The sequence below is a fragment of the Streptomyces sp. NPDC051214 genome, from assembly GCF_040682375.1.
Classification (GTDB): domain Bacteria; phylum Actinomycetota; class Actinomycetes; order Streptomycetales; family Streptomycetaceae; genus Streptomyces.
In genome coordinates this window covers 534681-547209 of the sequence record NZ_JBFBAT010000005.1, presented here as the reverse complement: position 1 = coordinate 547209, position 12529 = coordinate 534681, and the positions used below count along the sequence as shown (strand labels likewise).

10 protein-coding genes are annotated in these 12529 nt (G+C 70.2%); 4 read left to right on the top strand and 6 right to left on the bottom strand.

Annotation, left to right across the window (positions count from 1 at the left end; genetic code table 11):
* Nucleotides 1–129 precede the first annotated feature (129 nt).
* From pta to pyk, 3 genes are all read left to right on the top strand, one after another.
* Complete coding sequence (gene pta, locus AB0M70_RS16445; RefSeq protein WP_365820641.1) at nucleotides 130–2223, top strand: phosphate acetyltransferase; 2094 nt, start codon at nucleotides 130–132, stop codon at nucleotides 2221–2223.
* Nucleotides 2224–2246: 23 nt separating this feature from the next.
* Complete coding sequence (locus AB0M70_RS16440) at nucleotides 2247–3458, top strand: acetate kinase (RefSeq protein ID WP_365820640.1); 1212 nt, start codon at nucleotides 2247–2249, stop codon at nucleotides 3456–3458.
* Nucleotides 3459–3578: 120 nt separating this feature from the next.
* Nucleotides 3579–5009: a pyruvate kinase gene (pyk, locus tag AB0M70_RS16435; protein ID WP_365820639.1), complete on the top strand. Its 1431-nt coding sequence runs from the start codon at nucleotides 3579–3581 to the stop codon at nucleotides 5007–5009.
* An 82-nt stretch (nucleotides 5010–5091) separates the two neighbouring features.
* On the opposite strand, the gene AB0M70_RS16430 is transcribed toward pyk, so the two are convergent.
* The 4 genes from AB0M70_RS16430 to AB0M70_RS16415 form a co-directional block, all read right to left on the bottom strand.
* Nucleotides 5092–6435 (bottom strand): hypothetical protein, encoded by a 1344-nt coding sequence (locus AB0M70_RS16430; protein WP_365820638.1) that lies wholly within the window; start codon nucleotides 6433–6435, stop codon nucleotides 5092–5094.
* A complete protein-coding gene (locus AB0M70_RS16425) occupies nucleotides 6425–6979 on the bottom strand; it encodes a DUF6114 domain-containing protein (RefSeq protein WP_365820637.1) in 555 nt (184 codons plus the stop codon). Before AB0M70_RS16425 ends, AB0M70_RS16430 begins: the two co-directional genes overlap by 11 nt.
* Before the next feature lie 139 nt (nucleotides 6980–7118).
* Nucleotides 7119–7736 carry a DUF6230 family protein gene (locus AB0M70_RS16420; RefSeq protein ID WP_363209339.1) on the bottom strand — a complete coding sequence of 206 codons (618 nt, stop codon included), beginning with the start codon at nucleotides 7734–7736 and terminating at the stop codon, nucleotides 7119–7121.
* Between the two features lie 591 nt (nucleotides 7737–8327).
* Nucleotides 8328–9314, bottom strand: a complete 987-nt coding sequence (locus tag AB0M70_RS16415; RefSeq protein ID WP_365820636.1) for a tetratricopeptide repeat protein — start codon at nucleotides 9312–9314, stop codon at nucleotides 8328–8330.
* Between the two features lie 350 nt (nucleotides 9315–9664).
* On the opposite strand from AB0M70_RS16415, the gene AB0M70_RS16410 reads away from it, so the two are divergent.
* Nucleotides 9665–10300 carry a TetR/AcrR family transcriptional regulator gene (locus tag AB0M70_RS16410; protein ID WP_365820635.1) on the top strand — a complete coding sequence of 212 codons (636 nt, stop codon included), beginning with the start codon at nucleotides 9665–9667 and terminating at the stop codon, nucleotides 10298–10300.
* Here AB0M70_RS16410 and AB0M70_RS16405 read toward each other — a convergent pair.
* Entirely contained in the window at nucleotides 10288–11295 is a 1008-nt protein-coding gene (locus tag AB0M70_RS16405; RefSeq protein WP_365820634.1) for a GDP-mannose 4,6-dehydratase, read from the bottom strand. The two genes, AB0M70_RS16410 and AB0M70_RS16405, sit on opposite strands and share 13 nt — an antisense overlap.
* Complete coding sequence (locus AB0M70_RS16400; protein WP_365820697.1) at nucleotides 11292–12470, bottom strand: UDP-N-acetylglucosamine--N-acetylmuramyl-(pentapeptide) pyrophosphoryl-undecaprenol N-acetylglucosamine transferase; 1179 nt, start codon at nucleotides 12468–12470, stop codon at nucleotides 11292–11294. Before AB0M70_RS16400 ends, AB0M70_RS16405 begins: the two co-directional genes overlap by 4 nt.
* Nucleotides 12471–12529: the final 59 nt, after the last annotated feature.

The window sequence follows — 12529 nt, the reverse complement described above, 5'->3', positions numbered from 1 at the left end:
CGCAGAGGTATTGTCAAGAGGGCACGGCAACCATATCGGGTCATTTGTCCGGCCCTGACGGGAGTCGCCCGGTCTCACCGGGCGGCCAGGGAAACCCGCGGCGGATCAGCGGAGAAGGAGAGAGCACGCGTGACGCGCAGCGTGTACGTGACCGGGATCGACCGCGGCGACGGCCGCCAGGTCATCGAGCTGGGAGTCATGGAACTCCTGACCCGCCAGGTCGACCGGGTGGGGGTCTTCCGGCCACTGGTCCACGACGGGCCCGATCGCCTCTTCGATCTTCTGCGGGCCCGCTACCGGCTCGCGCAGGACGCCGCGTCCGGGTACGGCATGGACTACCACGAGGCCTCCGCGATCCAGGCCGAGCAGGGCACCGACGAGCTGGTCTCCCAGCTCGTCGACCGCTTTCACCGGGTGGCCCGGGACTACGAGATCGTCCTGGTGCTCGGCACGGACTTCGCCGACACCCAGCTCCCGGACGAGCTGTCCCTCAACGCGCGCCTCGCCAACGAGTTCGGCGCCTCGGTGATACCCGTCGTCGGCGGCAAGAACCAGACCGCCGAGTCCGTCCGCGCCGAGACGCGCAACGCCTATCGCGCCTACGAGAGCCTGGGCTGCGACGTCCTGGCGATGGTCACCAACCGGGTGGCGCCCGCCGACCGCGACGAGATCTTCGAGGGCCTCGCGGCCGGCCTTCCCGTACCCAGTTACGTCCTGCCGGACGAGCCCGCGCTCGCCGCCCCCACGGTCGCCCAGATCACCCACGCGCTCGGCGGCCGCGTCGTGCTCGGTGACGACGCCGGCCTGGCCCGTGACGCGCTCGACTTCGTCTTCGGCGGTGCGATGCTGCCGAACTTCCTGAACGCCCTGACCCCGGGCTGCCTCGTGGTCACCCCCGGGGACCGCGCCGACCTCGTCGTGGGCTCGCTCGCCGCGCACAGCGCCGGTACGCCGCCCATCGCGGGCGTCCTGCTGACCCTCAACGAACAGCCCGGCGAGGCGATCCTGAAGCTCGCCGACCGCCTCGCGCCCGGCACCCCCGTCATCGCGGTCTCCGGCGGCTCCTTCCCCACCGCGGGCGAACTCTTCGCCCTGGAGGGGAAGTTGAACGCCGCCACGCCCCGCAAGGCGGAGACGGCCCTCGGGCTCTTCGAGCGGTACGTCGACACGGCGGGGCTGCGCACCCGCATCCAGGCCCCCAGCAGCGACCGCGTCACGCCGATGATGTTCGAGCACAAGCTCTTGGAGCAGGCGCGCTCCGACAAGCGCCGCGTCGTGCTGCCCGAGGGCACCGAGGAGCGCGTCCTGCGCGCCGCCGACGTGCTCCTGCGCCGCGGTGTCTGCGACCTGACGCTGCTCGGCCCGGTCGAGCAGATCCGCAAGAAGGCCGCGGACCTCGGCGTCGACCTCGCCGACTCGCAGCTCATCGACCCGCAGACCTCCGAGCTGCGGGACGCGTTCGCCGCCAAGTACGCCGAGCTGCGCGCCCACAAGGGCGTCACCGTCGAGCTGGCGTACGACGTCGTGGCGGACGTGAACTACTTCGGCACCCTGATGGTGCAGGAGGGGTTCGCCGACGGCATGGTGTCGGGTTCCGTTCACTCCACGGCCGCCACGATCAGGCCCGCGTTCGAGATCATCAAGACGAAGCCCGACGCCTCGATCGTCAGCTCGGTCTTCTTCATGTGCCTCGCCGACAAGGTGCTCGTCTACGGCGACTGCGCGGTCAATCCCGACCCGAACGCCGTGCAGCTCGCCGACATCGCCGTGCAGGCGGCGGCCACGGCCGAGCAGTTCGGCGTGGAGCCGCGGATCGCGATGCTCTCGTACTCGACGGGTACGTCGGGCTCGGGCGCCGACGTCGACAAGGTGCGCGAGGCGACGGAGCTGGTGCGGGAGAGCCGAAGCGACCTGAAGATCGAGGGCCCGATCCAGTACGACGCCGCCGTGGAGCCCTCGGTCGCGGCGACGAAGCTGCCGGACTCGGAGGTCGCGGGGCAGGCGAGCGTGCTGATCTTCCCGGACCTGAACACCGGCAACAACACGTACAAGGCCGTGCAGCGCTCGGCGGGCGCGATCGCCGTCGGGCCGGTCCTCCAGGGCCTGCGCAAGCCGGTCAACGACCTGTCCCGCGGCGCCCTCGTGCAGGACATCGTCAACACCGTCGTGATCACCGCGATCCAGGCGCAAGGCCCGGCCACCGCCACCGCCACCTCCGTATGACGTCTACAGAAAGCTCCGCACCCGTGACAGCCACCCGTGTCCTCGTCCTCAACTCCGGCTCGTCGTCGGTGAAGTACCAGCTGCTCGACATGCGGGACAGCTCACGTCTGGCCGTCGGCCTGGTGGAGCGCATCGGTGAGGAGACCTCGCGGCTCAAGCACACCCCGCTGGCCGACGGCGGCGAGGAGCGGGAGCGCGAGGAGCCGATCGCCGATCACGAGGCGGCCCTGAAGGCGGTCGCCGCCGAGCTGACCGCCGACGGGCTCGGCCTCGACTCCCCCGAGCTCGCCGCGATCGGTCACCGCGTGGTGCACGGCGGCCTGAAGTTCACCGAGCCGACGGTCATCACGGACGAGGTGCTCGCGGAGATCCAGCGGCTCGTGCCGGTGGCGCCGCTGCACAACCCGGCCAACATCACCGGCATCCGCACGGCGCAGGCGCTGCGCCCCGACCTGCCGCAGGTCGCCGTCTTCGACACGGCGTTCCACACGACGATGCCGGAGTCCGCGGCGCGTTACGCGATCGACGTGGCCACCGCCGACCAGCACCGCGTGCGGCGCTACGGCTTCCACGGGACCTCGCACGCGTACGTGTCCCGGGAGACCGCCAAGCTGCTCGGCAAGGCGCCCGAGGACGTGAACGTCATCGTGCTGCACCTGGGCAACGGCGCCTCCGCGAGCGCCGTGCGGGGCGGCAGGTGCGTGGAGACATCGATGGGGCTCACGCCGCTTGAGGGGCTCGTGATGGGTACCCGTTCCGGTGACGTGGACCCGGCGGTCGTCTTCCACCTGGCCCGCGTCGGCGGGATGTCGATCGACGAGGTCGACACCCTGCTCAACAAGAAGAGCGGTCTGGTCGGTCTCTGCGGCGACAACGACATGCGGGAGATCAGGCGCCGTATCGACGGTGGCGACAAGGCGGCCGCGCTCGCCTTCGACATCTACATCCACCGGCTGAAGAAGTACATCGGCGCCTATTACGCGGTGCTCGGCCGGGTGGACGCCGTCGCGTTCACGGCGGGGGTCGGTGAGAACGCGGCGCCGGTGCGGGAGGCTGCCGTCGCGGGCCTGGAGGAACTGGGGCTCGCGGTCGACGGTGAACTCAACGCCGTACGTTCCGACGAGGCCCGGCTGATCTCACCGGAATACGCGCGGGTCGCGGTCGCCGTCGTCCCCACCGACGAGGAGCTGGAGATCGCGCGGCAGACCTACGCACTGGTCGGGGAGTCGGCATAACCGCAATTCACAGCAATTGATCACCCATATTCACCGCAACGCCTGAGCGCAGTTCCGCCCATTTGTAGATTCCACCAGACGGAATATTCCGAAGCGAAACAAACCGATAGGATCGCCCCTATGCGCCGTTCCAAAATCGTCTGCACGCTGGGCCCCGCCGTCGACTCCGAAGAGCAGCTCGTCTCGCTGATCGAGGCCGGCATGAACGTGGCCCGATTCAACTTCAGCCACGGCACGCACGCCGAGCACCAGGGGCGGTACGACCGCGTCCGTGCGGCTGCCGACAAGACCGGCCGTGCCGTCGGCGTCCTCGCCGACCTGCAGGGTCCGAAGATCCGTCTGGAGACCTTCGCCGAGGGTCCCGTCGAGCTGGTGCGCGGTGACGAGTTCACCATCACCACCGAGGACGTCCCCGGCGACAAGTCCATCTGTGGCACCACGTACAAGGGCCTGCCCGGTGACGTCTCCAAGGGCGACCAGATCCTGATCAACGACGGCAACGTCGAGCTGCGGGTCGTCGAGGTGAGCGGGCCGCAGGTGAAGACGATCGTCGTCGAGGGCGGCGTCATCTCCGACCACAAGGGCATCAACCTGCCCGGCGCGGCCGTGAACGTGCCCGCGCTCTCCGAGAAGGACATCGAGGACCTGCGCTTCGCGCTGAAGATGGGTTGCGACATGGTCGCCCTCTCCTTCGTGCGCGACGCGAGCGACGTCAAGGACGTCCACAAGGTGATGGACGAGGAGGGCCGCCGGGTCCCCGTCATCGCCAAGGTGGAGAAGCCGCAGGCCGTCGCCAACATGGAGGGCGTCGTCGCGGCCTTCGACGCCGTCATGGTCGCCCGTGGTGACCTGGCCGTCGAGTACCCGCTCGAGAAGGTCCCGATGGTGCAGAAGCGCCTCGTGGAGATGTGCCGCCGCAACGCCAAGCCGGTGATCGTCGCGACCCAGATGATGGAGTCGATGATCACCAACTCGCGCCCCACGCGCGCCGAGGCGTCCGACGTCGCCAACGCGATCCTGGACGGTGCGGACGCGGTCATGCTGTCCGCCGAGTCGTCCGTGGGCGCCTACCCGATCGAGACCGTCAAGACGATGTCGAAGATCGTCGCGGCGGCCGAGGAGGAGCTGCTCGCCAAGGGCCTGCAGCCGCTCGTGCCCGGCAAGAAGCCGCGTACGCAGGGTGGTTCGGTGGCCCGTGCCGCGTGCGAGATCGCCGACTTCCTCGGCGGCGAGGCACTGATCGCCTTCACGCAGTCCGGTGACACGGCCCGCCGTCTCTCCCGCTACCGCGCGGCCCAGCCGATCCTGGCCTTCACCACCGACGAGGCCACCCGCAACCAGCTCTCGCTGAGCTGGGGCGTCGACTCGTACGTCGTGCCGCACGTCGACAACACCGACGCGATGGTCGACCTCGTCGACGCCGAGCTGGTCAAGCTGAACCGCTTCAACGAGGGCGACACCGTGATCATCACGGCCGGCTCGCCCCCCGGTGTTCCCGGCACCACCAACATGGTCCGGGTGCACCACCTGGGCGGCGTCGGCCGCGACTGACGCTCCGCCTCCGCCGTACGACACCGAGGGCGCCCCCTGATGCAGGGGGCGCCCTCGGCGCTTTCGCGGCTCCCGGTGAAGATCAGTCGGTGATCGTCTGGCTCAGGCCGGGGACGTGCAGGTTGCCGCCGAACTGGCCCGCCTGCTGCACCTTCACGTCCGTGAAGTAGATCAGCGGGATGTTCAGGGGCGGCGGGTGCTCCGGGTCGAACGTGATCGGGATCAGGCCGAAGAGCTTGCCGGAGATCGACTCGGTGTACATCGTCGTCTCGCCGCCACGGATCGTGGACGTGGAGCCCTTCTCGGCCTGGACGTGGTACTTCTTCCCGGCCGGGCCCTCGACGATCTGGTGCAGGTCGCCGATGTCCGTGTTCTGGACGACGTACTTCAGGGCCTGCTTGGTCTTGCCGTTGGGCATCGTCAGGTTCACGACGCCCTGGTAGTCCGCGCCCTTGAGGGTGAGCGAACTGGCCTCCAGGTTCCACGGCTGGTTCGGGATCGGCGCGGGCGTCTGCTCGGCCTCTCCGTCGACCTTCTTCTCGACCACGCACGGGAACGGCTTCTTGCCGTCCTCGTCCGGTGCCATCGGGTCCGCGGACGCCGCAGGCTCATCGGACCCCGCCTTGCCGGCAGCCTCTTCGGCCGCCTTCTCGGCGTCTTCCTTGGCCTTGTCGACCGTGTCCCCGGCCTTGCCGGCACCGTCCTTGACGCCGTCCTTGACCCCGTCGAGGGTGTCGTCGACGGGCTTGGTGACGTCGTCGACCGTGTCCTTCGCCTTGTCCTCGGCGGACTCGGAGGACGTGCTCTTCTCCGAGGCCGAGGGGGTCGGCTTCGGGCTCTCGGACTCCTTCTCGTCAGGCGTGAAGAGGTCCTTGAGCGCGGGTCCGACACCCAGCGGGTCCAGCGGGTTCTTGGTCTCGGAGGGCTCCGGGGCGGGCTCCTCGGCCTTGTCGTCCTCGGAAGCGGACGGCGACGGGGTCGGCTCGGCCTTCCCGGAACCGTCGGCGTCCGAGCCCGCCTTGTCACCGGCGGAGGGCGAGGGCGTCGGCTCGGCGGCCTCGTCCTTCTCGGCCGAGTCCTTGGCGTTCTTCTCCGCCAGCTCCTTCGCCGCCTTCTCCGCCTTCTCCTCGGCAGCCTTGTCGGCTTCCTTCTCGGCGTCCTTGGTGGCCTCGGAGGCGTCGTCCGGCGCCGTGACACACGGGCCGTCCTGGAACGGGTTCTTCGGCAGCGGCTTGGCCTGCGCGAGCTGGGGGGTCAGGCCCATGCCCATGAGGACGGCGGTCGGCATGGCCGCGATGGCTATCGCCTTGCCCGCCGGGACGTGCAGGCGGGTCAGGAGCGGCTTTCTGGGTGCCGCGTGGCGCGGCCCGGATCTCGCGCGGGGCTCCCCCGCGGAGTCCACATGGTGCACCTCGTCAGCCGGCACGGTGCCTCCCGTTCGTCCCGTTGTCCGGGCTCGTTCCTGACAGATCGTCCGTAGTGCCGCTCACCCCGTTCGCGGCCCCCGCGGCCGCGGGCTCCGGCGCCCCGTCGTCGGAGCCGTCGGCCCGCTTCTTCGCGGACTGCTTCACCGGCTTGTCCGCCGCCCAGGAGATGCCGAGGGCACCGCCGAGCAGAGCGAGCAGGAAGCCGACGACGAAGCCGCCGAAGTTGGAGACCACCAGAGAGACCAGGGCGAGCAGAATCGCCGCGACACCCGCGAAGATCCGGGAATGCGGCTGGAACCACATGGTCAGGCCGAGCACGACAAGCAGGACCCCGATGATCAGCGAACCGGCACCGGCGGTCGTCGCCATCCGGATCGTCATGGTGCCGATCGTGAGGTTCGCGTACGGGAAGTACATGATCGGGATGCCGCCGAGCAACGTCAGCAGACCACCCCAGAACGGGCGCTGACCGCGCCACCCTCGGAACGATCGGCGCATCCGGCCGAGCTTGTCGCCCAGTCCCACTTGCGCTTCGGCGCTCATGTCGTACAGCTCCTCGGGGAATGGCGTTGGTTCTGTGTCCTGCGGATGCGGGCACGGGGACGGTCGAGGTCAAGATCCGTGCGCCCCCGCGCCCGGCCGTTTCATAGCGACAAGTGCCGCTGCCAAGGCATCAGGCGCCTCAGTAGCACTCGTGCTTGCCCTTCTTGACCGACATGGCCAGACCGGAGAGCTTGAAGGTGCCGGCCGTGGTCGCCCACGCACGCTGCTTGACGTCGGTGAACCGCACCTTGTCGGCCTGCTGCGCGAACGAGTCGGGGACGTACTTGTCGCCCTTCGACGGACCCGGGCCCTTGGTGGTCCGGTCGATCGAGACACCGATGTCCACGTTGGTGAACGTGGCGTCGGCCTTCAGGTCATCGGCGTCGATGTAGAGCTTCTTCGCCTCGACCCTGGGGCCGCCCTTGCCACCGGCCTTGAGGGTCATCGACACATCGCCGAAGACGGGGACCGGAACGACGACGGACTGACACAGGTTGGTGATCTTGGCCGAGTCGAGGCCGACGACGGCGACCGGGTGGTTACCCGACTTGCCGCTGTCAAGCGCCCCGTACTGGACGAAACCCGTACCGTCGAGCTGGTCGGCAGTCACCTTGAACTGCTGACCGGACACACTGAACGATGCCGCGAGTGCACCCTGCGAGAGGGCCACGCCTATCGCGGCAGTCGCCGCGACGCTCGGCACCATGACTACGGCGAACCGCTTCCATCTGGTTCCGCCACGAGCCACGGACTCCATGACTTTCCTCCTTCTCGGACGTACATCTCCGGCCCGCGCTGCTGCCGTAGGGACGGCTCAGCCGGGCAGGGATGGGAGAAGCGCTACGTCCTCGGGAGATCACCCCCGAGCGACAACCACTGGTCGCACGCGACACGCACAACCTGCCGGACAGGCCCTGCCGGACGGCAGAGACCCCCCTGTCCTAGACCGGCGACGGGGTGTCTCCGGCCTGCTCGGTGGGGACCCAGAAAGCCCGCTCCCGACTGGCTTTCGGGCTGCGGGTTATTGGACCGAGCGTCGCCGATCGTGGTGCATTCTCGGTCGCCGCACAAGGGGGTTCGTTACTGGCTAGTAACGGCGCGATAACCGAACCACGACCGCCCGGTATCGGTCGGCCACAGACGGTGCACCCATGGGCAGGAGCAGAACGGGATGTTGAAGGGCACACCAGGACAGAAGACCGACCTGGTCTTACTCCAAGTAACAGTGGCCGCGTTTACCAAGTTTTGGTAAAGCGCGGCCACTGTGTCGCCCTGACGGCGAATTTTCACTCGGGCATCACAAGCCCCGGCGTTTAGGGACTGGTCAGCGAACGGCCCGGGAAACGGATCAGAAGAGAACCCGCGCGAGCTGCGTGCGCGCCGCGGTCACCCGCGGGTCGTCCGAGCCGACCACCTCGAGGAGTTCGAGCAGTCGCACGCGCGCCGCGTCACGGTCGTCGCCCGCCGTGCGGCGCACCGCGTCGATGAGCCGCCCGAAGGCGTCCTCCACATGACCGCCCACCAGGTCCAGGTCGGCGGCGGCGATCTGCGCGGCCACGTCCGCGGGCCGGTCGGCGGCGTCCTTGCGGACCTGCTGCGGGTCCAGGCCCTCGACGCGCTGCAGCAGTTCGGCCTGGGCCAGACCGAGCTTCGCCTCGGTGTTGCCCGGGTCGTCGTTCAGTACGTTGCGGTACGCCTGCACCGCGCCGCCCAAGTCACCCGCGTCCAGCGCCTGTACGGCGGCTTCGAGCAGGGCGTCGTGCGGTCCCGCGGGCACCTCGGCGACGGGGGCTTCCTGCTGCTCCCCGCCCTGGGCGTCCGGGTCGACGGTGAGGCCGGTCAGGCCGAAGCGCTCCTCGCCGACCTGGATCAGCTGGTCCAGGGTCTGGCGGATCTGCTCCACCGGGGCCGCGCCCTGGAAGAGCGGCAGGGCCTGGCCGGCCACCACCGCGAAGACGGCCGGGATCCCCTGGACCCCGAACTGCTGCATCAGCATCTGATTGGCGTCGACGTCGATCTTGGCGAGGACGAAACGGCCGTTGTACTCCCGCGCGAGGCCTTCGAGCAGCGGGCTCAGCTGCTTGCACGGCTCGCACCACTCGGCCCAGAAGTCGATGACGACGGGCACTTCGGTGGAGCGCTGCAGGACCTCGCGCTCAAAACCGGCCTCGTCTACGTCGATGACGAGGCTGGACGGCGAGACGCCCGAGACGGCGCCCCCACCCTGCCTGGCGGCTTCGGCGCGCGCCTGCTCCGCCTTCGCCTTGGCCTCCTGGGCCGCCTTCACGGCGGCGAGGTCGACGACTCCGCTCATGGACATGTTCCGTGGCTGCATGAGTACATCCTCCCCCAAGCCGTGCGGGAACCGCGCCCGTCCGAGACCCCCCGCCGGATTGCGGGTCCGCGGACGGCCGTGGCGCCAAGGTCCCGAGGAGGACCGATGGTTGTGGCGCAGGGTCCCCACCCTGTGCCGGTGCGTGCTGCTGTGGTGGTCGCTGTTCGTTCGCGGCGAAAGAAAGTGGGCGCCGAGGAGTTGCCGTTCATCTCGCCCACTTCTCTTTCGCTACGAGTCGTAGCGTAACTGCCATGCGTGGCGCTGTGGACGGCGGACCTGCGAGAACTTCGGTGATCTGGCTCACTCGCCCGCGCTCGGGCCGATTCCGTACTGGCCGGTATGGTCGCGGGATGCAGAGCCGCATTCCCCCGCCCGCCCGCACCGGCGGCCGCCCCCGCAACGCCGCGGCGGACACCGCGATCCTGGAGTCGACCCGCCAGGCCCTGGTCGAGCTCGGCTGGTCCAAGCTGACGCTGGGGGACGTCGCCACGCGTGCGGGCGTCGCCAAGACGACCCTGTACCGGCGCTGGGCGGGCAAGAGCGAGCTGGTCGTGGACGCGGTGGCGGAGCTGTTCGACGAGTTGGAGCTGCCGGACCGCGGCAGCCTGGCCGCGGACATCGAGGGTGTGGTGCTGCAGTTCGCGGCGCTGCTCGGCCGTCCCGAGACGAAGACCGCGCTGATGGCGGTGGTGGCCGAGTCGACGTCGGACGAGCCGCTGCGCGAGCGCATCCGTACGTCGATCGTGGACCGCCAGAAGCGTCTTGTCCTCGCGGGCCGCAAGCGGGCGCAGGAGCGCGGTGAGCTCCCCGCGGAACCCGACCCGGCCGCGGCGGGGCGGACCGCCGACCTCATCTTCGACGTGATCGCGGGGGCGGTGGTCCACCGCGCCCTGGTCAGCGCGGAACCGGTCGACGAGGACTGGGCCCGCCGCTTCACGCTGCTTCTGCTCGGCGGCCTCGCGGCGGCCGCGAGTCAGACCTGGTAGCGGTCCGGGGCGAAGAGGCGGAGGTTCTCGGCGACCCACTCCGATGTCCGCTTCAGGCCCTCCGTCAGGGAGACCTCGGGCGTCCAGCCCGCCCATCGCATCGCCCGTGAGTTGTCGGACAGGAGCCGCTGGACCTCGCTGCCCGACGGACGCAGCCTGGACGGGTCCACGACCACCTCCGCCTCGCGCCCCGACGCCTCGATCAGCGCGTGCGCCAGGTCCCCGACGGAGATCTCCCGGCCCACGCCGAGGTTCACCGCGTGGCCCAGGGCCGCATCGCACGCCGCCAGGGCCATGAAGCCATGGGCGGTGTCCGTGACGTACGTGAAGTCGCGGGTGGGCGTGAGCGAGCCGAGCTTGATCTGCCGGGCGCCGGAGTGCAGTTGGGCGAGGATCGTGGGGATCACCGCGCGGGCCGACTGCCGCGGGCCGTAGGTGTTGAAGGGGCGTACGACCGTCACCGGCAGCTCGAAGGCGTGCCAGTGCGAGAGCGCCATCATGTCGGCGCCGATCTTCGACGCGGAGTACGGGGACTGGGGCTGGAGGGGGTGGTCCTCGCTGATGGGCGCCGTCAGCGCCGTCCCGTACACCTCGCTCGTGGAGGTGTGGACGAGCCGCCGCACGTCGTGCCGCCTGCACGCCTCCGCCACGTTCTCCGTGCCGACGACGTTCGTCTGGACGTACGCCCCCGGTGAGTCGTACGAGTACGGGATCCCGATCAGCGCGGCCAGATGGAAGACCGTGTCGCAGCCCTCCACCGCGTCCATCACACGCCCCGCGTCCCGCACGTCCCCCGCGAGCATCTCGACCCGCGGGTCCCCGAGCAGATGCGCGAGGTGGCCCTTCTCCGCGTACGGCTTGTAGTGCACGAAGGCGCGGACCTTCGCGCCCTGTTCCAGGAGCAGGTCGACGAGCGTCGAGCCGATGAAGCCCTCCGCCCCGGTGACCAGGACCGTGCGGCCCGCCCAGCTGAAGGTGTTCTCGCTGCTGCTCATGCGTACTCCAAGTGCGGTGTGTGGTGGGTGAGTCGGATGACCTGCTCGGCGAGCAGGTCGGCGGCCCGCGCGTGCGGGCCCGGATCGGCCGCCCCGCTCATCGCGGCGAGCCGCGCCGGATCGGCGAGCAGCGGCCCGACGAGTTCCGCGAGCCGCGCGGCGGTCGTCTCGCCGTCGGGCAGCAACAAGCCCGCGCCCGCGTCGGACAGGACCCGCGCGTTGTGGGTCTGGTGGTCGCCCGGGGCGTGCGGATAGGGGACGAGGACGGCGGGCACCCCGGTGGCGGCGAGCTCGGCGACGGTCGCCGAACCGGCGCGGCAGACCACCAGATCGGCGGCCGCGTACGCGAGGTCCATCCGGTCGAGGTACGGCACGGCCCGCGCGGTCGCCTCCACGCCCGCCTCCACCAGGCGCCGCCGCGTCTCGTCGAGCGCGGCGGGCCCCGTCTTGATCAGGAGCTGTACGTCGGTGCGGTGCCGCCAGCGCGCGGCGAGCCCCACGGCCGCCTCGGTGAGACGCGCGGCGCCGAGACTGCCGCCGTTGGACAGCAGCAGCCGGGCCGCGTCAGGAACCCCGTACTCCCGCCGTGCCTCGGCCCGCAGCGCGCCCCGGTCGAGCGCGGCGAGCGGCGCCGCGATGGGCATCCCGGTGGTGTACGCCCGCTCGCCGCCCGGCAGATGCTCCCGGCTGCGGTCGAAGGCGACGGCGATGTTCGGGGTGAGGCGGGCCGCGAAACGGTTGGCGCGGCCGGGGACGGCGTTGGACTCGTGGATGAGGCTGGGAAGGCCGGCCATCCTGGCGCCGACGATGACGGGAGCGCTCGGGTAGCCGCCCATCCCGACGGCCACCTGCGCGCCCTGCTCCCGCAGGATCGCCCGGCACTGCGCCCCGGACTTCACCAGGGCGGCGGGCAGCAGGAACCGCTTGGCGCCGAGCGAGGGGTCGAACGGAATCATGTCGACGGTGTGCAGGCGGTATCCGGCCTCCGGTATCAGCCGGGTCTCCAGGCCCCGTTCGGTGCCGACGAAGGAGACGACCGCGCCCGGCACCGCCCGGCGCAGGGCGTCGGCGAGGGCGAGCCCGGGATAGATGTGTCCGCCGGTGCCGCCCGCGCCGATGACGACGGAGAGAGGGGCCCGCCCGTGGGTACGGGCCCCTGCCTCGGGAGATCGCATATCGGGTGTTCGCATGGCAATGGAGCATCACGAGCAGGTCTAAGAGGGTTTTAAGAGCC